The sequence below is a fragment of the Actinomadura sp. DC4 genome (assembly GCF_030406325.1).
GTDB lineage: Bacteria > Actinomycetota > Actinomycetes > Streptosporangiales > Streptosporangiaceae > Actinoallomurus.
The window spans coordinates 180,670-200,956 of sequence record NZ_JAUEQY010000004.1; the positions used below are offsets into that span (position 1 = coordinate 180,670).

General features: G+C 70.8%; 20 protein-coding genes. 10 read left to right on the forward strand and 10 right to left on the reverse strand.

Annotated elements, in window-relative coordinates:
- Nucleotides 1-10 precede the first annotated feature (10 nt).
- The gene (locus QWU11_RS08145; protein WP_290104431.1) at nt 11-502 is read right to left on the reverse strand and encodes an Lrp/AsnC family transcriptional regulator; all 492 of its coding nucleotides are present in this window, start codon (nt 500-502) and stop codon (nt 11-13) included.
- 131 nt (nt 503-633) lie between these two features.
- On the opposite strand from QWU11_RS08145, the gene QWU11_RS08150 reads away from it, so the two are divergent.
- A complete protein-coding gene (locus QWU11_RS08150) occupies nt 634-1,857 on the forward strand; it encodes an MFS transporter (RefSeq protein WP_290104432.1) in 1,224 nt (407 codons plus the stop codon).
- A 9-nt stretch (nt 1,858-1,866) separates the two neighbouring features.
- On the opposite strand, the gene QWU11_RS08155 is transcribed toward QWU11_RS08150, so the two are convergent.
- The 5 genes from QWU11_RS08155 to hppD form a co-directional block, all read right to left on the reverse strand.
- Complete coding sequence (locus QWU11_RS08155) at nt 1,867-2,100, reverse strand: hypothetical protein (protein ID WP_290104433.1); 234 nt, start codon at nt 2,098-2,100, stop codon at nt 1,867-1,869.
- Between the two features lie 136 nt (nt 2,101-2,236).
- On the reverse strand, nt 2,237-3,664 hold the full coding sequence (locus tag QWU11_RS08160; RefSeq protein ID WP_290104434.1) for a M1 family metallopeptidase: 1,428 nt from the start codon (nt 3,662-3,664) through the stop codon (nt 2,237-2,239).
- A 120-nt stretch (nt 3,665-3,784) separates the two neighbouring features.
- Nucleotides 3,785-5,200: a M1 family metallopeptidase gene (locus tag QWU11_RS08165; RefSeq protein ID WP_290104435.1), complete on the reverse strand. Its 1,416-nt coding sequence runs from the start codon at nt 5,198-5,200 to the stop codon at nt 3,785-3,787.
- A 44-nt stretch (nt 5,201-5,244) separates the two neighbouring features.
- Nucleotides 5,245-5,859, reverse strand: coding sequence for an RDD family protein (locus tag QWU11_RS08170; RefSeq protein ID WP_290104436.1), 615 nt, complete (start codon nt 5,857-5,859; stop codon nt 5,245-5,247).
- A 102-nt stretch (nt 5,860-5,961) separates the two neighbouring features.
- On the reverse strand, nt 5,962-7,107 hold the full coding sequence (gene hppD, locus QWU11_RS08175) for a 4-hydroxyphenylpyruvate dioxygenase (RefSeq protein WP_290104437.1): 1,146 nt from the start codon (nt 7,105-7,107) through the stop codon (nt 5,962-5,964).
- 156 nt (nt 7,108-7,263) lie between these two features.
- Between hppD and QWU11_RS08180 the strand changes: the two genes are divergently transcribed.
- A complete protein-coding gene (locus tag QWU11_RS08180) occupies nt 7,264-7,731 on the forward strand; it encodes an Lrp/AsnC family transcriptional regulator (protein ID WP_290104438.1) in 468 nt (155 codons plus the stop codon).
- Between the two features lie 6 nt (nt 7,732-7,737).
- Here QWU11_RS08180 and greA read toward each other — a convergent pair whose 3' ends face one another.
- Together greA and QWU11_RS08190 are read right to left on the reverse strand one after the other, a co-directional pair.
- Nucleotides 7,738-8,238 carry a transcription elongation factor GreA gene (gene greA, locus QWU11_RS08185; protein WP_290104439.1) on the reverse strand — a complete coding sequence of 167 codons (501 nt, stop codon included), beginning with the start codon at nt 8,236-8,238 and terminating at the stop codon, nt 7,738-7,740.
- A 133-nt stretch (nt 8,239-8,371) separates the two neighbouring features.
- Nucleotides 8,372-8,737 carry a DUF4307 domain-containing protein gene (locus QWU11_RS08190; protein WP_290104440.1) on the reverse strand — a complete coding sequence of 122 codons (366 nt, stop codon included), beginning with the start codon at nt 8,735-8,737 and terminating at the stop codon, nt 8,372-8,374.
- A gap of 159 nt (nt 8,738-8,896) precedes the next feature.
- On the opposite strand from QWU11_RS08190, the gene mca reads away from it, so the two are divergent.
- Nucleotides 8,897-9,763: a mycothiol conjugate amidase Mca gene (mca, locus tag QWU11_RS08195; protein ID WP_290104686.1), complete on the forward strand. Its 867-nt coding sequence runs from the start codon at nt 8,897-8,899 to the stop codon at nt 9,761-9,763.
- Nucleotides 9,751-9,996: a hypothetical protein gene (locus QWU11_RS08200; RefSeq protein ID WP_290104441.1), complete on the forward strand. Its 246-nt coding sequence runs from the start codon at nt 9,751-9,753 to the stop codon at nt 9,994-9,996. The genes mca and QWU11_RS08200 overlap by 13 nt, the downstream gene beginning before the upstream one ends.
- Here QWU11_RS08200 and QWU11_RS08205 read toward each other — a convergent pair.
- Nucleotides 9,981-10,670, reverse strand: a complete 690-nt coding sequence (locus QWU11_RS08205) for a phosphatase PAP2 family protein (protein WP_290104442.1) — start codon at nt 10,668-10,670, stop codon at nt 9,981-9,983. The genes QWU11_RS08200 and QWU11_RS08205 overlap by 16 nt on opposite strands.
- A gap of 335 nt (nt 10,671-11,005) precedes the next feature.
- On the opposite strand from QWU11_RS08205, the gene QWU11_RS08210 reads away from it, so the two are divergent.
- The 3 genes from QWU11_RS08210 to QWU11_RS08220 all read left to right on the forward strand — a co-directional run bounded on the left by QWU11_RS08210 (nt 11,006) and on the right by QWU11_RS08220 (nt 14,759).
- Nucleotides 11,006-11,701, forward strand: coding sequence for a response regulator transcription factor (locus QWU11_RS08210; protein WP_290104443.1), 696 nt, complete (start codon nt 11,006-11,008; stop codon nt 11,699-11,701).
- Nucleotides 11,702-13,183: a HAMP domain-containing sensor histidine kinase gene (locus QWU11_RS08215; protein WP_290104444.1), complete on the forward strand. Its 1,482-nt coding sequence runs from the start codon at nt 11,702-11,704 to the stop codon at nt 13,181-13,183. It begins immediately after the preceding gene.
- Between the two features lie 145 nt (nt 13,184-13,328).
- Entirely contained in the window at nt 13,329-14,759 is a 1,431-nt protein-coding gene (locus QWU11_RS08220; RefSeq protein ID WP_290104445.1) for a trypsin-like peptidase domain-containing protein, read from the forward strand.
- 524 nt (nt 14,760-15,283) lie between these two features.
- On the opposite strand, the gene QWU11_RS08225 is transcribed toward QWU11_RS08220, so the two are convergent.
- Nucleotides 15,284-16,747 carry an efflux RND transporter periplasmic adaptor subunit gene (locus QWU11_RS08225; RefSeq protein WP_290104446.1) on the reverse strand — a complete coding sequence of 488 codons (1,464 nt, stop codon included), beginning with the start codon at nt 16,745-16,747 and terminating at the stop codon, nt 15,284-15,286.
- A gap of 167 nt (nt 16,748-16,914) precedes the next feature.
- Between QWU11_RS08225 and QWU11_RS08230 the strand changes: the two genes are divergently transcribed.
- From QWU11_RS08230 to QWU11_RS08240, 3 genes are all read left to right on the forward strand, one after another.
- Nucleotides 16,915-18,117 carry an HlyD family efflux transporter periplasmic adaptor subunit gene (locus QWU11_RS08230; protein WP_290104447.1) on the forward strand — a complete coding sequence of 401 codons (1,203 nt, stop codon included), beginning with the start codon at nt 16,915-16,917 and terminating at the stop codon, nt 18,115-18,117.
- Nucleotides 18,114-18,836, forward strand: coding sequence for an ABC transporter ATP-binding protein (locus QWU11_RS08235; RefSeq protein ID WP_290104448.1), 723 nt, complete (start codon nt 18,114-18,116; stop codon nt 18,834-18,836). The genes QWU11_RS08230 and QWU11_RS08235 overlap by 4 nt, the downstream gene beginning before the upstream one ends.
- A gap of 172 nt (nt 18,837-19,008) precedes the next feature.
- On the forward strand, nt 19,009-20,280 hold the full coding sequence (locus tag QWU11_RS08240) for an ABC transporter permease (RefSeq protein ID WP_290104449.1): 1,272 nt from the start codon (nt 19,009-19,011) through the stop codon (nt 20,278-20,280).
- The last annotated feature ends 7 nt before the right edge of the window (nt 20,281-20,287 follow it).

The window sequence follows — 20,287 nt, forward strand, 5'->3', positions numbered from 1 at the left end:
GCCCGGCCGGTCACCGGCTCCAGCCGCTGGAGCCGGTGACCGGCCGCGTCTCGTCGGCGGGCGCCTCGACCGCGTGGCCCTCGTACTGCGTCGACAGCACGATGTGGGAGTTCAGCTCGCCGTGCTCGCCGATGCGTTCGAGCAGCCCTTCCAGGTGCCGCATGGACGCCACGCGGACGCGGAGCATCGAGCAGGAGCCGCCGCTCAGCTTGTGCACCTCGGTGACCTCGGGAAAGTCTTCGGCGGTCGTGGTCTTGAGCAGGCACCTGCCGAGCGCGCACCGCAGCTGGACGAACGCCGTCAGCGGCAGCCCGGCCTTGGCGACGTCGATCCGCGCGCCGTATCCGGTGATGACGCCCGCCTCCTCCAGCCGCCGCACCCGTTCGGCGACCGCGGGGGAGGAGAGGTTCACGAGCCGGGCGAGCCGGTTGTACGACAGGCGCCCGTCGCGCTGCAGCTCGGTGAGGATGCGCCAGTCGGTCCGATCGAGCGGTCTGTCCATGTGGAAACCCTGGCACTCTTTTACATTCCACACGATAAGCAGCGGGGCGAATAGTCCGTCATTCGGCCATTTCACGGCATGAATCGGTTTTCTAGCGTTAAGGGGTGCATCGAACTTCTGTCTCTCGTGTCATGACCGCCTTGTTCTCGGGCGCGGCGTTGATGAACGCCGCGATGGCGGTGGCGAGTGCGGTCGGCACGATCGCCGCGGGGGACCGCCTCGGTGAGCGCTGGGGCGCCGTTCCGAACACCGCCGGCATCGTGGGCACCGGAATCGGTGCGCTCGTGCTGACCGCCGTGATGGGCCGCCATGGCCGGAAGGCCGGTCTGAACTGCGGATATTTGGCGTCGGCGGGTGGTGGGGCACTGGCGGCCGCAGCGGTCACTGACACGGCCGCCGGTGACATGGGCCTGCTGAGCGCCGGGATGCTGCTGCTCGGCCTTGGCAACGCCGGCGCCCAGCTGTCGCGGTACGCGGCCGCCGACCTGTATCCGGCGGAACGGCGCGGCTTCGCGATCGGCACGGTCGTGTGGGCCGGCGCGATCGGCGCGGTGGGCGGCCCGCTCCTGCTGGGCCCCTCGGGCACGGTCGCGGGCGCCCTCGGCGCGACGCCGCTCACCGGCCCGTACGTCCTTGCCACCGTGGCCGCCCTGGGCGCCGCGGCCGCCCTCGCCACCGTCCGCCGGGATCCGCCGGACTCCGCCGGGGCCGGCCGCACGCCGCGCGACGGGCCGGACGCGACCGCCGCGAGCGGCGGCGTGACCGGGACCGCCGTGCTCGACAGGGCGAGCGGAAAGACGCGGTTGCGGAGTGTGGCACGGGCCTCTGGGGCGCGTACGGCGCTGGCCGTCATGGTCGTCGCGCAGATGGTCATGGTCGCCGTCATGACCGCGGTGCCGCTGGACATGCACATGCACGGTCAGGGACTGGGGGCCGTGGGCACGACGCTCGCCGCGCACACGTTTGGCATGTTCGCGTTCTCGCCGGTCACCGGGTGGTTGCTCGACCGGGCCGGCGCCCGGCTCGTCATGTCCGGTGGGCTGCTCACCCTGGTGGCCGCGACCGCCCTCGCCGCGTCCGGAGGCGGCGCCCCGCTGCGGACCGGGGCGCTCTTCCTACTCGGCTACGGCTGGAACCTCTGCTTCGTCGGCGGCAGCGGTCAGCTCGCCCGCGGGCTTCCTTCCTCCGCGCGGGCGAGCGTCGAAGGCGCGGTGGACGCCGCCGTCTGGAGTATCGCGGCCGCCGCGAGCCTGGCCTCCACGCTGCTGCTGTCGGCAGGCGGGTACGCCGCGCTCGGCTGGGCCGCCTGCGCGCTGATAGCGGTGCCCGCCGTGCTGCTCCTCCGCGCCGGATGACGAGACGGTCTACGCGTGGTCGACGAGTTCCCGTACGCCCGACTCGCGGGCGCAGTGGGCGCAGCAGAAGAAACGGTCGCCCGCCTCGACGCCGTGGCCGACGATGCGGCACTGACAGTGCTCGCAGATCGGCGCCATGCGCTGGATCGCGCACTCGAAGGAGTCGAACACGTGCACGGCGCCCTGCGCGTGGACCTCGAACGACATGCCGTAGTCGTTACCGCAGACCTCGCACATAGCCATAATTCCCCCCAAGGCTCCCCATTAGCCGGTCACCATCAGTGTTCCCCCGGCGACACCGGCTGATGTCGCAGGCCAGGGCACTGAATAAACGAACGTCCCCGGCCGGGGCCGGGGACGTTCGCGGAAGGACCAGACCTCAGAGCTTCGGCTTGCCCTCGGTGTAGAGCCACGTCTGGAACAGGGGGCGCAGGTCCTTGTGGGTGTACCGCTGGGCGAAGGCGGTGAACTCCGCCGTCGTGTCGTTGCCGTAGCGGTGCTGGGCCGGCCACGCCTTGATCAGGTCGAAGAACGCCTTGTCGCCGATGGCCTTGCGCACCTGGTGCAGCGTCATCGCGGCCCGCGTGTAGACCAGGTCGTCGAAGATGTGGTCGCGGCCCGGGTCGGCCACCTTGCCGGTCCAGTCGGTGCCGGCCGAGGCGTACGCGGCGTCGAAGTGCTGCTGCGCGGTCTGGCCGCCGTGCTGCTCGCTGTAGAGCCACTCGGTGTAGGTCGCGAAGCCTTCGTTCAGCCAGATGTGACGCCAGATGTAGGGCGTCACCGAGTCGCCGAACCACTGGTGGCCGAGCTCGTGGGACAGCAGGGTCGCGGAGGGCAGCGCGCCCGCCGTGCGCCGCGCGTACACCGGGCGGGTCTGCGTCTCCAGCGAGTAGCCGACGTTGGGCGCGAGCACGTCGATGCCGCCGGTCGAGGAGAACGGGAAGCGGCCGTAGATGCCCTGCTCCCAGTCGATCACGTCGGCGGTGGCCTTGTTGAAGGCGTCGGCGTCGCCGGTGCCGGGCGCCATCGCCGCCGGGTCGAGCCCGGTGATGTTGCGCAGCCCGGTGGCCGTGTGCGTGTCGCGTACGTCGAAGTGGCCGATCGCCAGCAGGACGAGCTCACTCGCGGTCGGCTGCCGGTCGTCCCAGCGGAACGTCGTTTCGGCCCCGTGCGTGGCGGTCCCGGCGGGCTCTCCGTTGGCCAGCACCTGCAGGCCCTTCGGCACGGTGACGGTGAAGTCGTACGTCGCCTTGTCGTGGGTGGTGTCGTTCACGGGGTACCAGGTCGCCGACCCGAACGGCTGGGACAGCGCGACCGCGCCGTCGTGGGTCGGGATCCAGCCCGAGATGCCGAGCGACGGGTCGTTGATCAGCTGCGGAACGCCGGAGTAGGCGACGTCGACGGTGAACGTCCGGCCCTGTGGCAGGCCGTGTTCCGGCGTGATGACCAGCTCCTGGGCGCCGGTCCGGGTGTAGGCCGCCCGGTGCCCGTCGACGGTGAGCCTGCTGATCTTCAGCGGCCCGAGGAGGTCGAGGTCGAAGCGGGAGAGGTTCTGCGTGGCGCGGGCGGTGATCCTCGCGGTGGCGTCGATGGCCTTGGTGCCCGGGTCGTACTTCAGGCCGAGGGAGTAGTGCTGGGCGTCGTAGCCGCCGTTCCCCATGTCGGGGAAGTAGGGGTCGCCGGCGCCGGGCGCACCAGGGGTGAAGGCACGGTGACCGTTCGCGCTCGCGGTCGCCATGGGGGCGAGCAGACCGATCGCCGCCGCTGCGGCGGCGATCGAAAGGGCTCGCGAGGTGATCCTCGCCATCCGGAACCTTCCCGTCGTGTGAATCGCATGCACGCCTGTTCCGGGCTGAACGGCGCAGGGGAAAGCATGCTCGGCTGACTGCCTGTTTACAAGATCCGCGGCGGTGCGGCGGCGCGCGGACTACCAGTTCACCGGCCGCCCCCGGTCGTACAGCCACACCTGGAAGAGGTGGCGCAGGTCCATGCCGGAGATCCGCTGAGCGAGCGCGACGAACTGCGGTGTCGTCGCGTCGCCGTAGCGGTGCTCGGCCACCCAGGCGCGCAGGATCGCGAAGAAGTGCTGGTCACCGACCTTGCGGCGGAGCGCCTGCAGCGTCATCGCCCCGCGCTCGTACACGGAGCGGCCGAACAGCGCGGAGCGCCCCGGCGCGGCCGGCGCGATGTTCCACAGGTCGGCGCTGTGCTGCTGGGCGTAGCGGCCGTCGAACTCGCGCTGCGGCGTGTCGCCGGAGCCCTCCCGCTCGCCCCACAGCCACTCGGCGTACGTCGCGAACCCCTCGTTGAGCCAGATGTCGCCCCACTGGTGTACCGAGACGCTGTCGCCGAACCACTGGTGCGACAGCTCATGCGCGATCACGGTGGGGACGGCGGCCATGCTCGCGACGTACTCCGGTTTCGTCTGGGTCTCCAGGGCGAACTGCACCGGGGCGTCGTCGACCACTCCGCCGGTCGACTCGAAGGGATAGGGGCCGAACAGCTTGGCCCACGCGTCGGTGACCTTGGCCGTCGTGTCGTAGAAGGAGTTGAGCCCGGCCGGGTCCACGGCCGGGTCGACCGCGACGTAGATGGGGATGCCGCCCGGTGTACGCCCGCTGCGGACCTTGAACCGGCCCACGTCGACCATCGCGAGGTAGGTCGCCATCGGGTCGCGCGCCCGCCAGGTGTAGGTCGTCGTCCTTCCGGACGCGGCCGTGCCGGTCAACTGGCCGTTGGCCACGGCGGTCAGGCCCTTCGGCACCGTCACGCGGAAGCCGAAGGTGGCCTTGTCCTGCGGATGGTCGTTGCCCGGAAACCAGGTGTGCGCGGCGTCCGGCTCGGCGCCGACGAAGGTGCCGTCGCCCGTACGGATCCAGCCGTACCGGCCGAGCTGGCGGTCGTCGACCGCGGCGGGCGTGCCGGAGTAGACGACGGCCACGGTGAAGCGGCCCCTGGCGATCGGTCTCGCCGGGGTGACCACCAGTTTGTCCGGGACGCGGCTGTAGGCGGCGGGCGCGCCGTCGACGGTGACCTTGGACACGGTCAGCCCGGTCAGGTCGAGGTCGAAGCGGGACAGCGCCTGCGTGGCGTCGGCGGTGATCGTCGCGGTCGCGGCCAGCGAGGGCCGGCCGCGCGGGGTGACCCGCAGGTCGAGGTCGTAGTGCTGGACGTCGTAGCCGCCGTTGCCGTCGCCCGGAACGACCGGGTCGCCGAGACCGGCGGCGCCGGCCACCGGACGCTCGGCCGGGCGGGGCGCCGCCGCGGGCGCGCGGACGGACTCCGAGCAACCCGTCAGGGTGGCGAGGAGGAGGACGCTCGCGGCAATCCGGCGGGCACTCACCGGTCAAGAGTGGCTGGTCAGAGGCCCAAACACCAAATGGATCTCTAAAACCGGTGCTCTTTGACGTAGGGATCAGGCATTTCGGGCCTGGCCCGGACGACGATCGTACGGGCGACCTTGTCGTGCAGGGCCTGCCGCCGCTTGTCCCACAGGATCCACGCCACATCGACCAGCCCACCGACCCCACAGGTGGCGACGGTGACGAGGTACTCGAACAGGAGGCGCCAGGCGGCCTGGCCGTAGCTGATCGCGTCGGCGTCGTCGGCGCGTACGACCCGCAGGCTCATCACCCGCTTGCCGAGCGTCCGGCCCCATCGCCCGTGCTGCAGGACGTAGTAGGCGAAGGCCACGACGCCCGCGATGAGGTTGGCCGCGGTCCGGCGGGCGAACCCGCCCTCGTACATCGTGCCGAGGCCGAGAACGGGCGCGGTGAGCAGCCAGGTGACGAGGTAGACGATGAGACCGTCGACGAACGCGGCGATCAGGCGCCGCCAGCGCCCGCCGTACTCCAGGCCCGTCTCGTACCCCGCCGGATCGAGGGAGCGGCCGTACACGGGCCAGGGCCCTGGGCCGTACGGCGTGCCGTCGGCCGGCGCGACCGGGGGCGGCGCCGGCTCGGGACGGAGGCGGCCCGGATCAGGATCGGGAGGTTCGCTCATGCCGCAACGGTGCGCCCGGCGCGACCGGGAGGAGACGCGGCACGCGGCCGGGAGGGGCGTCCTTGGCAACCCGTTGGGACCCGGGTTGCCAAGGACCACGCGTCACAGGTTGCCGCGCAGCTCCTGCTCGCGCTCGATCGCCTCGAACAGGGCCTTGAAGTTCCCCTTGCCGAAGCCGAGCGAGCCGTGCCGCTCGATCAGCTCGAAGAAGACCGTCGGGCGGTCCTGCACCGGCTTGGTGAAGATCTGCAGGAGGTAGCCGTCCTCGTCGCGGTCGACCAGGATGCCGCGGCTCTGCAGCTCCTCGATCGGCACGCGCACCTCGCCGATCCGCTCCCGCAGCTCCGCGTCCTCGTAGTAGGACGCGGGGGTGTTCAGGAACTCCACGCCGGCGGCGCGCATCGCGTCGACGGAGTAGAGGATGTCGTTCGTGGCGAGGGCGATGTGCTGCATGCCGGGCCCGCCGTAGAACTCCAGGTACTCATCGATCTGAGACTTCTTCTTGGCGATCGCGGGCTCGTTCAGCGGGAACTTCACCTTGCCCCGGCCGTCGGCGACCACCTTGGACATGAGCGCGGAGTACTCCGTGGCGATGTCGTCGCCGATGAACTCCTTCATGTTCGTGAAGCCCATAACGCGCTTGTAGAAGTCCACCCACTCGTCCATCCGGCCGAGCTCGACGTTGCCGACACAGTGGTCGATCGCCTGGAAGTAGCGCTTCTTCGCGGGGGTGACGATCGGGTCCGCGGCGATGTATCCGGGCAGGTACGGGCCGGTGTAGGCGGTCCGCTCGACCAGCGAGTGCCGGGTCTCGCCGTACGTGGCGATCGCCGCGATCACGACCGTGCCGTGCTCGTCCTCGACGGCGTGCGGGGTCTCCAGGCCGATCGCGCCCTGGGCGACCGCGTGCTCGTACGCGGCCGTGGCGTCCGGCACCTCGATGGCCAGGTCGATCGCGCCGTCGCCGTGCTCGGCGACGTGGCGGCCGAGGTCGGTCCCGGCGTGCACCGCGCCCTTGAGGACGAACCGCGCGCCACCGGACTCCATGACGTACGCGGCCTCGTCCCGGCTGCCGGTCTCGGGGCCCTTGTACGCGACGCAGCGCATCCCGAAGGCGGTCGAGTAGTAGTGCGCGGCCTGCTTGGCATTGCCCACGGCGAAGACGACGGCGTCCATGCCCTTGACCGGGAAGTCGTCCGCTCCGCGCGGGTCCGCCGCGACGGCGTGCTCGTTGGCTGCGGTCGTCATGGTGCTCCTTGCGCGACAAGTGAATTGACTCCCACAATGTCGATCCTGGGCGCAGGTTGCGCAAGGGAGCTCCGAATGACTGGACAACTTGTACAGTCAGCGGTGGGGTCGTACCTGAAATCTGTACACCCTGCCTACGCCGATCGAGGGGGTCCGGTGATCGACGACATCGACGCTCGGCTGATCGAACTGCTCACCGCCGAGCCGCGGATCGGCGTGCTCGAGTGCTCACGCCGGCTCGGCGTCGCGCGCGGCACGGTGCAGGCACGGCTCGACCGGCTCCAGGAGCGCGGCGTGATCCGGGGGTTCGGCCCCGAGGTCGACCCGGCCGCCCTGGGATACCAGGTCACCGCGTTCGTGACACTGGAGATCCGGCAGGCGGGCGGGCACGACTCGGTGGCGGCACTCCTGGCCGCCGTCCCCGAGGTGATCGAAGTGCATACGATCACCGGCGGGGGCGACATGCTGTGCCGCATCGTCGGACGCGGCAACCAGGACCTGCAACGGGTCATCGACCTGATCGTCGATGTGGAAGGCGTGCGGCGGGCGTCCACCGTGATCGCGCTCGCGACCCCGGTGCACCAGCGGACCCTGCCGTTGGTGCGTGCCGCCGTACGGCAATGAGCGAGGTCAGGTGCCCGCGTAGGGCGTGGCGTCGATGATCTCCACGGCCATGCTCCGGCCGTTGGGCATCGTGTACTTGGCCTTCTCGCCGACCTTCTTGCCGTTGATCGCCGCACCCAGCGGCGACTTGGGGGAGTAGACGTCGATCGGGGCACCGCTCTCTTCGCGCGAGGCCAGGAGGAACGTGACCTCCTCGTCGTCACCGGCGAACTGGACGGTGACGGTCATTCCGGGACCGACCACTCCCTCGGTGCGCGGCGCCTCGCCGACGCGCGCGTTGAGCAGGATCTGCTGAAGTTGGAGGACTCTGCCCTCCTGCTTGCCCTGCTCTTCTTTCGCGGCGTGGTATCCGCCGTTCTCTTTCAGGTCACCTTCGTCGCGGGCGGCCTCGATCTTGGCGGCGATCTCGATCCGGCCATCGCCCGTGAGGTAATCCAGCTCCTGCTTGAGCCGGTCGTACGCCTCCTGCGTAAGCCAGGTGACGTTGGCGTCGCGGGTCTCGGTCACGGGTACTCCTCATCCACGTGAAGTGCGGCCGTAGAACTCTCAAGGCTACCGGCATTCAAACGTGAAGTAGCCAGTGCAAGAGAGCTTTGTGTCGTTATGACGCTCTTGTTTGTTCCCCATAGGAGAGCCGGTATTAACCTGCTCGACACTCCTGGACGTCGACGGCGGTGGGCCGCGCCGACGTCGGCACCTCCTGATGCCGGTCCACGTTCCCCGTTCCGGGCGGAACGACCACCTCGACACGTCCGACTTCCGCGTGAGCGGTGTCGTACGCGATGAGCGCGCAGCGTACGTCGTCGCCCTTGGACTTGGCGATCTCGTAGTGCACGCGCACCGACCGGTCGGCGGCCTGCCACGAGATGATCTGCGGGCTGATGGAGGGGTTGCCGTCCGTGTGCGCCATGATGATCGCCCAGCCGATGGCGCAGATGCCGACGAACACCCCGATGACCGTGTAGGCGAGCCAGTTCCGCCGGTTGCCGGTGGTCATCGTGGTCATGGGAATCTCCGTGCGGGGCGCGGTTGTTCTCAGGGAGAATCAAGTCATGCGGGCGCGGCCGCCGATTCTCTGGAGGCCCGTGCCGGACGAATACGACCTTACGCTCACGGGGAGCCAGAGTTGTCCGAGACCTCGACGTGTCGCGAACCACTGCGCCTGATGGCCGTGCACGCCCACCCGGACGACGAGTCCAGCAAGGGTGCGGCGACCATGGCGCGCTACGCCGCCGAGGGCGTCCAGGTCCTCGTCGTGACCTGCACCGGCGGTGAGCGCGGCGACATCCTCAACCCGGCGATGGACCGGCCGGAGATCAAGGCCGACCTGCCCGCGGTGCGCATGCAGGAGATGGCCGAGGCGCGGCGCATCCTCGGCGTCGACCAGCAGTGGCTCGGCTTCGTCGACTCGGGGCTGCCCGAGGGCGACCCGCTGCCGCCGCTGCCCGAGGGCTGCTTCGGCCTGCAGCCGCTCGAGGTCGCCAGCGAGCCGCTCGTCCGCGCCGTACGGGAGTTCCGCCCGCACGTCGTGCTGACCTACGACGAGAACGGCGGCTATCCGCACCCGGACCACATCATGACCCACAAGGTCTCGGTGGAGGCGTTCGAGGCGGCCGGCGACCCGGACCGCTACCCCGGCACGGGTGCGCCCTGGCAGCCGCTGAAGCTCTACTACCACATGACCTTCCACCACGACCGGTTCATCGCCGAGCACCAGGCCATGCTCGAGGCGGGCCTCGAGTCGCCGTACGTGGAGATGCTCAAGCGCTGGGACGAGCGCCCGGTCAAGTGGGAGATCACCACCAAGGTGCCGTGCGGTGACTACTTCGAGGTACGGGACCAGGCGCTGATCGCGCACGCCACGCAGATCGACCCGAACGGCCCCTTCTTCTCCTGCCCGACCGACCTCAAGCGCAAGGCATGGCCGACCGAGGACTACCATTTGGCTCGTTCGCTGGTCGACACCGAACTCCCGGAGGACGACCTGTTCGCCGGCGTCCACGAGGTCGAGGAGAAGGTGTGTCTGCCATAACGTTTCTCGCGGTCACCGAAGACGAGGTCACCCCTGGCGTCACCGCGTTCCTCGTCGTCGCCGCGCTCGGCGTCACGCTGTTCTTCCTCATCCGCTCGATGAACAAGCGGATCAGCCGCATCCAGGCGCCGCACGAGGAGGACCTGCGCCAGGCCGACTGGGAACGCCGTCAGGCCGAGGCCGTCAAGACCCCGGAGAAGCAGGGGCCCGACGCCGATCAGCGCGAGGGGTAGGCCCAGCGTCTCTCCCGTAGCCGGGCGATCGCCGCTCCGACGAGGATGACGGCGAGGCCCGCGACGGCGTCCGCGATGTAGTGGTTCGCGGTGCCGACCACGACGGTGACCATGAAGACCGGATAGAGGGCGCCGACCACCTGCAGCCAGCGCCAGCGGGCGTTGCGCGCGATCTGCCAGCCGCACCAGGCCGCCCAGCCGACGTGCAGCGACGGCATCGCGGCGAACTCGTTCGTCAGGCCGGCCAGGCCCTTGGGCGCGCTGGCCGCGGCGCCCCACCAACCCCACTCGTGATACTTCGCCAGCGTGTCCACGAAGCCGGGCATCATGCGCGGCGGGGCGGTCGGGAAGAGAGAGAAGCCGATCAGGCCGAGCAGCGTGGCGACCACCAGCGCCGTACGGGCACCGCGGTAGCGCCACGGCCGGGTCCGCCACAGCCAGACCAGCACCACCGGCGTGACGAGGTAGTGCAGCGCGGCGTACGCGTAGGACATGGGCACGCCGAGCGCCGGGCTGGCGGACACGGCGTGGTTGATCGGCACCTCTTCCGAGACGCCTAGAAAACGCTCCAGGCTGAGTACGCGGTGGGCGTTCGTGAACGCCTCGCCGTGCCCCGCCGAGACCAGCAGGCGCACGCCGTCGTACATGAGATACATCACCCCGAGCAGGATCACCTCGCGCCACCAGCGTGGCCGGATCCTGGCATCGGGGACAGGGATAGTCGGAGCTGGTGCGAGCCGGCTCATGCCGGATATGCCCTGGTCACCAATGCGGCCCTCCGCCGGGAGCCCCCCAAGGCCGGGGGGCCGTACCCCACTCGCATTATATATGTGCAATCTACATCTATCCCGACCGCAACAGGTCGGTGTAACCCCGTGGAGCGCGGCGTGTCGCCTTGGCCGAGGCCAGCTCCGATGGCTATGAACGCCCAGGTCTCGAAGTGTGTTCCTCCAGACCTTCGTCAGGGCACTTTCAGATAATCCTCAACTCCGCAGGCCAGGATGGGACCGTGACCGAAGCGCGACTACTCGTGGTCGAGGACGAACCCAACATCCTGGAGCTCCTGTCGGGCAGTCTCCGATACGCCGGATTCGAGGTCGTCACCGCGACCGGCGGCGGCGACGCCGTACAGGTGGCCCTGCAGCGCCGCCCGGACCTCATCGTGCTCGACGTGATGCTGCCCGACATGGACGGCTTCGACGTCATCCGCAGGCTGCGCGGGGGCGGGGCGCACATCCCGGTGCTGTTCCTGACCGCGCGCGACGCCACCCAGGACAAGATCCGCGGACTGACGCTCGGCGGCGACGACTACGTGACCAAGCCGTTCAGCCTGGAGGAGGTCATCGCCCGCATCCGCGCCGTGCTCCGCCGCGCGCAGGGCGGGCCGGCCGAGCCGCCGCCGCGGCTCAGCTTCGCCGACCTCGAGCTGGACGAGGAGAGCCACGAGGTCTGGAGGTCCGGCAAGCCGATCCAGCTCTCGCCCACCGAGTTCAAGCTGTTGCGCTACTTCATGACCAACGCCAACCGCGTGCTGTCCAAGGCGCAGATCCTCGACCACGTCTGGGACTACGACTTCCGCGGAGACACCGGGATCGTGGAGTCCTACGTCTCGGTGCTGCGCCGCAAGCTCGACAAGCTCGGCCCCCGCCTCATCCACACCCTGCGCGGGGTCGGCTACGTACTGCGCCTGCCGCCGGAGCAGTAAATGCCGACCTGGGTGACCCGCCTGTCCGCACGGACCCCGCTGCGGATCAAGCTCATCGCCGCCGTGCTGACGATGGTCGCCCTGGCACTCGTCGCGGTCAGCGTCGCGAGCGTCTCGGCGATGCGCGGCTACCTGCTGGACAAGACGGACCGGCAGCTCACCGGCGCGGCGCGCGTGACGGCCCGGGTGATCAACCAGCCCGGGCCGTTCCAGGCCAAGGTGCCGGTGGCCGGGCAGTACATCTTCCAGGTACGCGACTCGACCGGAAAGCTCGTGACCGGCACGCCGCCGTCGATCTGGCGTGACCCCGTACCCGAGCCCGCCATCCCGCAGGACCCGTCCTGGCTGGCCTCCCACACCGCCGAGGCGGTCACGGTCGACGCGGTGTCCGGCGACGTACGCTGGCGCGTCCACGTCGAGCCGATCGACGGCGGATACGTGATCGTGGGCACGGATCTGCGCGACGTCGCCCGTACGGCCGGCCGTCTCGTCGGCGTCGAGATCGTCGTCGGCAGCATCGTGCTGGTCCTCGTCGCCGGGCTGGGCGTGGCGATCGTCCGCGCCAGCCTGCGGCCCCTGGTCAACATCGAGCACACCGCCGAGGCCATCGCCGCCGGCGACCTGTCCCGCCGGGTGCCGGACGCCGGCGCGGGTACCGAGGTCGGCCGCCTGGGCAACGCGCTGAACGGAATGCTGTCCCAGATCGAGACGGCGTTCCGCGCCCAGTCGGCCTCGGAGGCGACCGCGCGGGAGTCGGAGGGGCGGATGCGGCGCTTCGTCGCCGACGCCAGCCACGAGCTGCGTACGCCGCTGGCGGTGATCCGCGGCTTCGCGGAGTACTACCGGCAGCGTTCGGACGTCCCGCCGGACGAGCTGGACCGGCTGATCGGCCGGGTCGAGGACGAGGCCGCCCGCATGGGGATCCTCGTCGATGACCTGCTGCTGCTGGCCCGGCTCGACCAGCAGCGCCCGCTCGCGCGGCGGCCGGTCGACCTGCTCGCGCTGGCCGCCGACGCCGTACAGGACGCGCGGGTCATGGACGGCGACCGGGACATCGCGCTGTCGGTGCGGAGCGGCTCGGCCTTCATCGTGACCGGCGACGAGGTGCGCCTCCGGCAGGTGATCGGCAACCTCGTGAACAACGCGCTCCGGCACACCCCGGCCGGCACCTCGATCGAGGTGATCGTACGGTCCGGGCTGCTCGGCGAGGCCCCGGCGGCCGTACTGGAGGTCGCGGACAGCGGTCCGGGCATGCCGGCCGAGCAGGCGGAGCGGGTGTTCGAGCGGTTCTACCGCGCGGACCCGGCACGCAGCCGCGGGGGTACGGGACTGGGGCTGGCGATCGTCGCCGGCCTGGTGGAGGCGCACGGCGGCTCGGTGGAGGTGGACACCGCGCCCGGCGAGGGCGCGACCTTCCGCGTCGTCCTGCCGCTGGACCCGGACGCCGTCGAGGCCGACGCCGTCGAGTCCACGCAGTCGTAGTGCCTGTCTGTCAGACACGTTCTAGGACTTGATCGCCTTTAACACAGGCCTTATTGCGGCAACCTTCAGGCGGGTCTCAGGGTGGATCCAGTCCCGCCCGCGATCCTCTGAGTATCACCAAATGAGGGATCTTGGGGAGTGAGCGATGGAGACCCATGACCAGCCAGTCGGCGGGCACTCGGAAGAGCCGCACGGCGAAGCGTCAGTGGAGTCCGAGCGGGGACCCGGCGCCTCCTCGGCGTCGGAGTCGCAGCAGCCGGGACCGCAGGGCCAGCCGGGGTATGTGCAGGCGTGGCCGCCTCCGCAGCCGCGGCAGCCGGTGGACGACGAGACCGGGCCGGGGCAGCACGCGTACGGCCAGCAGGCCTACGGCCAGCCCGGCTACGGGGACCAGCACGTGTACGGCCAGCCGGCCTCCACCGGTTACGGCACCCCGCCGGGACAGCCGTGGTGGACCGGACGGCGCAAGGCGGCCGCGGGCGGCCTGGCGCTGGCCCTGGTCCTCGGCGGCGGCCTGGCCGGCGGCGCCGTGGCCGCGGTGATCGGGAACGACGGCACCACGTACGCGAGCCCGACCGCGGTGAAGCCGGCGTCCAGCAAGTCCGCCACCGGCGTCGCGGCGATCGCCCAGGCCGTACAGCCGAGCACCGTGTCGATCACGGTGACGACCCAGCAGGGCGAGGACGAGGGCACCGGCGTCATCACCCGCTCCGACGGGATGATCCTCACCAACAACCACGTGGTCACGGACGCCTCCCAGGGCGGCCAGATCTCGGTGAAGTTCAACAACGGCAAGAAGGTCTCGGCCGACATCGTCGGCACGGACCCGGCGACCGACCTCGCCGTGATCAAGGCGGCCGGCGTGTCCGGGCTGAAGCCGGTGACGTTCGGCAACAGCGACCAGTTGCAGGTCGGCGACCCGGTGGTCGCGATCGGCAGCCCGCTCGGCCTGGAGGGTTCGGTGACCTCGGGCATCATCAGCGCCCTGCACCGCACGCTCAGCGAGAGCGGCGAGCAGCAACAGCAGCAGCCCGGCATCCCGGGCTTCGGCGGCGGCCAGCAGGGAGGCGGCTCCGGTAGCTCCGGCGGCACGGCCATCGGTGACGCGATCCAGACCGACGCGGCCATCAACCCGGGCAACTCGGGCGGCCCGCTCGTGAACGGCTCCGGCCAGGTGATCGGCATCAACACCGCGATCGCCACCTCGGGCGGCGGCAACGGCAACATCGGCGTCGGCTTCGCCATCCCGATCGACACGGCCAAGCAGGTGGCCGACCAGCTCATCAAGACCGGCAAGGCCACCCACGCCTACCTGGGCGTGACGCTCTCGGACGCGGCCGGCGGCCAGCAGGGCGCGCTGGTGGCGAGCGTGCAGAGCAACACGCCGGCGGCCTCGTCCGGGCTGAAGGAGGGCGACGTCGTGACGGCGGTGGACGGCAAGGCCATCGACGGCGCCGACGCGCTCTCGGCCGCGATCCGCGGCCACAGCCCGGGCGACAAGATCGCCCTGACGTACGTCCGCGGCGGGCAGAAGCACACGACCAACATCACGCTGACCTCGAGCTCAGGCACCTGACCGCCGAGCGAAGAGACGTGCGGCGCCCATGCCGCCCGCGGGGCACCGCCCAGACGGCCCGACCGGCACCCATCCGGCCGGGCCGTCCGCATTCCCGTACCGAACCGGGCCCCCGGCCATCCGTGAGATGCCCGCCCGAACGCCCCGCGGTGGTCACCGGCCCGGCCGCCGGGAGACGTCGAGTGACGTCATGGCCGTAGGCGTCGTGTTAGGCGCGCCGGGTGGCGTCGTAGACGAGTGAGGGCGCCTTCCCGACCCGGCAGCGAGCCGGTCCGGCCGGGCCACGCCGATCACCCCCGGCATGGTCCGACCCTGACCGCGGCCGCCATCCTCACTCCGGCGCGCACCCGGGTATGACAGATCTTCCAAGGCCCGTCCGGCGCGGCCGTCGGCTTCCGGGCGGGGTGTGTCGTCCTGTGGGGGATGCCCTCACCGTGCCCGGGCCAGGGTGAGGGCATCCCCCACAGGACCGAGGGAGTCCGGCGGCGGCACCTCCGCCGGCGCCGGACTCTCCGGATCGGCCCTCAGGTGCCTGGGAACGTGCTGCTCGGGAAGCCGTCCGGGCCGGTGCCCGTCGGCAGGACCACGTGGTCGCCGGCGGTCAGGCCCGAGGTGACGGCGACGTACCGGTCACCGCGTACGCCTATGTGCACCGTCCGGGCGGTCGTTCGGCTTCCGCTGCGGACCAGGACCGTCGCCAGGTCGCCGGAGGGTTTCGGGTGGACGGCGGCGGCCGGGACGTACAGCGTGTCCTCGGCCTGGGCGGTCGCCACCTCTACGGTCGCGCTCATGCCCGTGCGCAGGCCCGGCGGTGGTACGTCGTCCAGGGCGACCATCACGCCGAACAGGGCGCGGCTGCCGCTGGTCGTCGCGGCCGGGTCGACGCGGGCGACCGTGCCACGGTAGGTGTGGCCCGGCAGCATGCCCAGGCCGATCGTGGCGGCCTGGCCGAGTTTGAGCCGGTTCACCTCGCCGAGCGGGAACATCGCCTGGACCTGCAGGTCGTTCAGGTCGCCGAGGGTGACGAACGGGGTACGGCTCTGGCCCGCGACCTGGCCGCCGACCGTACCGTCCACGGCCAGGATCGTGCCGTCGATCGGCGCGGTCAGCTTCGTCGCGGCCAGGGTGCGCACGGCCTCGCGCTCCTTGACCTCGGCCGCGGTGACGCTCGCGGCGGCCAGTTCCACCGAGTTGGCCTTGCAGGCGTTGCCGCCGCCACCCCGGGAACCGCCGCCACCCCGGGAACCGTTACCACCGCCGAGGGCACCACCGCCACCGCCGCCCTGGCCGGGACGTCCCGAGGGACGGCCGGTCGGGGATCGCGTCGGCCGCGGGCTCGTACGCGTCGGCGTCGGGGTGGGCTTCGGCGTCGTCCGGGTGGGCGTCGGGGTGGGCCTCTTGGTCGGCCGCGACGTCGGCTTTGACGTCGGCCGCGACGTCGTGGGGGGCTTCCGCGTGGGGGACGGCGTCGTCCGCGTGGGCCTCGGCGTCGGAGTCCGGCTCGGCGTCGGCCGGGCGGTCGGCGTCCGGCCGTGCACCGCGTTCTCGCTGTATCCGGCCGCCTCGGCGCCGGCACCCCCCGAACCGCCAGAGCCCCCGCCACCGCCGCCCGTGCAGATCCCCTGCTCCGCCTTGTCGTAGGTGTCGTCGGCCGCGGCGACGCCCGCCTTGGCGACCTCGACCTGCGCCTTGGCGTCCGAGTCGTCGATGCGCGCGAGGACCGCGCCGGCGCTCACTTTGTCGCCCGGCGCCACCTCGATCTTCGTCACCGTGCCGGACGTGCCGAAGACCAGGTCGCGTGTGTCGGCGCTCTGTACGTTCCCGGCCGCGCCGGCGGTGGCGGTGACGTCTCCGCGCAGTACGGTCGCCTGCGACACTCCGCGCGCGGGCGAGTCGCCCACGGCGACCAGCCCGCTGGCGAGCACGACGACCGCGCCCGCGGCGAGCCAGGGGGGTTTGCGAACATCGCGCAGAGTCGGCCACTTCACGGGCAAGGATCCTGGTGTGCGAAAGTGACGGCGACCCGAGTCCAGCCTGAGAGTTTCCTGAAGGACGGCTGCCCGGCCGGCCGGGGGGCGTACGGCGGCCAAAGCACGCAGGAACCTTTCAGGGTTGCATCAGGTTCACCCCAGCCGCGTCCACAACGCTGTAGCGGGTGAAAGCCCTACTCCGTCGCCGGCGGCTGTTGATCAACGGCGGCCTGGCCCTCCTTCTCATCGTCGGTGTCGGCGTCGCGTACCTGTCATTGCACGACGACGCCGGTGCGTCCTCTCCCGGTCGCATCGGACGAGTGACCCGCGGCACCGTCGTGTCGTCGGTATCGGCGTCCGGTTCGGTCGCCAGCGCGAACTCCCGTGACCTCGCCTTCGGCACCAGCGGCACCGTGGACTCGATCAAGGTCCATGTCGGCGACAAGGTGAAGAAGGGCAAGGTCCTCGCCACGCTCGACGACGCGAGCGCGCAGGACGGCCTGAAGTCCGCCGAGGCCTCCCTCGCCGCGGCCGAGGCGGGTGACACCTCGACCCCCTCCGGCTACTCCAGCTACATCCAGGCCAAGACCTCCTACGACAGCGCGAAACGCTCGCTCGACGGCACCGTGCTCAAGGCGCCCTTCAGCGGCACGATCGTCGCGGTCAACGGCACGGTCGGCGGCTCCTCCGGCGGATCGAGCAGCAGCTCCGGCTCGTCCGGCAGCAGCGGCTCCAGCGGGGGTACGGGTGCGAGCGGAGGCTCGTCCTCCTCGTCTTCCTCCAGCAGCAGCAGCTCCTCGTCCAGCAGCTCCGGCAGCGGGTTCATCACGATGGCCGACACCGGGAAGCTCCAGATCGAGGGAGAGTTCACCGAGACCGACGTCGCGAAGGTCAAGAAGGGCCAGGCGGCCTCGGTCACCTTCGACGCGATGCAGGGCACCCGGGCGACGGGCAAGGTCACCGCGATCGACCAGACCTCGACGACCACCAACAACGTCGTGCAGTACGGCGTGACGGTGACGCTGACCGACCCGCCCGCGGGCCTGCGCATCGGCGCCACCGCCACCGTCCAGGTGACCACGGCGAGCGCGCAGAACGTCCTGTACGTGCCGACCGCCGCCGTACGCACGGCCGGCGGGCAGAGCACGGTGACCGTCCTGTCGAACGGCAAGCAGACCCCCAAGCAGGTGCAGATCGGCGTCCAGGGCGACCAGGGCACCGAGATCAAGTCCGGACTCAACGAGGGTGACCAGGTCGTGGTCGCCAGCACCGGGACCACGGGCGGCACCGGATTCCCCACCGGCCGGTTCCCCGGCGGCGGCATCGGCGGCGGGGGAATCGGCGGAGGCGGCGGCGGAGCCCGCGGCGGCGCGGGAGGCCGTGGATGACGGTCCTCGACGTTCGTGACGTGACCAAGGTGTACGGCGAGGGCGGTACCGCGGTGCAGGCGCTGCGCGGCGTGTCCATGGCCGTCGAACAGGGCGACTACGTCGCGATCATGGGGGCGTCCGGCTCCGGCAAGTCCACGCTGATGAACATCCTCGGCTGCCTCGACGTGCCCACCTCCGGCCGCTACCTGCTCGACGGCACCGACGTGGGCACGCTGGACGACCGCCGGCTGGCGATCGTGCGCAACCGGAAGATCGGTTTCGTGTTCCAGTCGTTCAACCTGATCCCGCGGATGACCGCGCTGGCCAACGTCGAGCTGCCGCTCGCGTACGGCGGCGTGAAGACCGCCGAACGGCGACGGCGCGCGCTCGCCGCCCTCGACCGGGTCGGGCTCAGCGACCGCGTGGAGCACGAGCCGAACGAGCTGTCCGGCGGTCAGCAGCAGCGCGTCGCCGTCGCACGCGCTCTCGTCACCGCGCCCGCGCTGCTCCTCGCCGACGAACCCACCGGCAACCTGGACACCCGGTCGACCGCCGACGTGCTGGACGTCCTCGACGGGCTCAGCGCGGCCGGCCGGACGATCGTGCTCATCACTCACGAGGACGACGTGGCACGGCACGCCAAACGCGTGGTCCGCCTGGTCGACGGCGACATCGTCGAGGACCGGCGTACGGCACACGTGAACGAGCCGCCGCCTGGGCTGGTGGGGCTGCGATGACCGGGAACGAATCCGACGTAGCGAGCGGAGTGGCGGGTGAGGTACGAGCCCTCCGCGCAGCGAGTGAGGAGCGGTGAGCGACCGATGACCGGGAACGAATCCGACGTAGCGAGCGGAGTGGCGGGTGAGGTACGAGCCCTCCGCGCAGCGAGTGAGGAGCGGTGAGCGACCGATGACACGCGAAGTGCTCAGGTTCGCGCTGCGTGGCCTTGCGGCGAACAAGCTGCGCAGCGGGCTCACGACGCTCGGCATCCTGATCGGCGTCGGCGCGGTGATCCTGCTGGTGGCGGTCGGCAACGGCTCGTCCAAGCAGGTGCAGAAGAACATCGAGCGGCTCGGCACCAACACGCTGACCGTGTCGCCGTCCACGTCGGGCGGCGGCGGGCGCGGCGGCGGTGGTTTCGCGCGGTTGTTGGGTGGCGGAGGCGGTGCGGCCCAGCAGAGCGGGCCGCGTACGCAGGCGCGCGACCTCACCGTCGACGACGCGCGCGCGATGTCCGACGCCTCGGCGGCGCCCTCGGTCAAGAGCGTCTCCCCGGTGGTGAACGCCTCGTCCGCGAACGCGACGTACGCCGGGACCAGCCACGCGATCCAGCAGTTCGTCGGCACGTACCCGGCCTACTTCGAGGCCTCCAACGATCCGGTCGAGCGCGGCACCTACTTCACCGCCGACGACGTGCTGAACGACCGGAAGGTCGTCGTGATCGGCCAGACCGTCGACCAGGACCTGTTCGGCACGGTGGACGCGATCGGCAAGCAGATCGCCGTCAGCGGCGTGAACTTCACCGTCGTCGGCGTGCTCAAGACGAAGGGGTCCTCGGGATTCCAGGACGCCGACGACGTCGCGATCGCGCCGCTGCCGGCCGTACAGGAGAGCCTGACCGGGTACGGGGCGCTCAACCAGATCGTGGTCCAGGCCAAGACGCCCAAGACCGTCGACGCCGCGCAGTCGGAGATCACCGACATTCTCGACCAGCGGCACGGCATCACCGGTACGAACACCGCGGACTTCCAGATCCTCAACCAGGCGACGCTGCAGTCGGCGATCAGCAGTAGCAGCAAGACGTTCACCGTCCTGCTCGGCGCGGTCGCCGCGATCAGCCTGCTGGTCGGTGGAATCGGGATCACCAACATCATGCTGGTGACCGTCACCGAGCGGACCCGCGAGATCGGCATCCGCAAGGCCATCGGCGCGCCGCGAGGCGCCATCCTCGGCCAGTTCCTGGTCGAGGCCACCGTGCTGAGCCTTCTGGGCGGGCTGCTCGGGGTGGCCGCGGGCGTCATCGGCAGTGAGTTCAAGGTCGTGGGCGTCCAGCCGGTCATCGTCCCCAGCTCGATCGCGCTGGCCCTCGGGGTCTCCGTCGCGATCGGCCTTTTCTTCGGCAGCTATCCGGCCAACCGCGCGGCCAAGCTCCGGCCCATCGAAGCCCTCCGCCACGAATAGGAGCAAC

Bases quoted from the DNA above. Each gene is read 5' to 3' on its own strand.
- QWU11_RS08145 (WP_290104431.1), bottom strand. From the start codon at position 502: ATGGACAGACCGCTCGATCGGACCGACTGGCGCATCCTCACCGAGCTG.
- QWU11_RS08150 (WP_290104432.1), top strand. From the start codon at position 634: ATGACCGCCTTGTTCTCGGGCGCGGCGTTGATGAACGCCGCGATGGCG.
- QWU11_RS08155 (WP_290104433.1), bottom strand. From the start codon at position 2,100: ATGGCTATGTGCGAGGTCTGCGGTAACGACTACGGCATGTCGTTCGAG.
- QWU11_RS08160 (WP_290104434.1), bottom strand. From the start codon at position 3,664: ATGGCGAGGATCACCTCGCGAGCCCTTTCGATCGCCGCCGCAGCGGCG.
- QWU11_RS08170 (WP_290104436.1), bottom strand. From the start codon at position 5,859: ATGAGCGAACCTCCCGATCCTGATCCGGGCCGCCTCCGTCCCGAGCCG.
- hppD (WP_290104437.1), bottom strand. From the start codon at position 7,107: ATGACGACCGCAGCCAACGAGCACGCCGTCGCGGCGGACCCGCGCGGA.
- QWU11_RS08190 (WP_290104440.1), bottom strand. From the start codon at position 8,737: ATGACCACGATGACCACCGGCAACCGGCGGAACTGGCTCGCCTACACG.
- mca (WP_290104686.1), top strand. From the start codon at position 8,897: ATGGCCGTGCACGCCCACCCGGACGACGAGTCCAGCAAGGGTGCGGCG.
- QWU11_RS08215 (WP_290104444.1), top strand. From the start codon at position 11,702: ATGCCGACCTGGGTGACCCGCCTGTCCGCACGGACCCCGCTGCGGATC.
- QWU11_RS08220 (WP_290104445.1), top strand. From the start codon at position 13,329: ATGGAGACCCATGACCAGCCAGTCGGCGGGCACTCGGAAGAGCCGCAC.
- QWU11_RS08235 (WP_290104448.1), top strand. From the start codon at position 18,114: ATGACGGTCCTCGACGTTCGTGACGTGACCAAGGTGTACGGCGAGGGC.
- QWU11_RS08240 (WP_290104449.1), top strand. From the start codon at position 19,009: ATGACACGCGAAGTGCTCAGGTTCGCGCTGCGTGGCCTTGCGGCGAAC.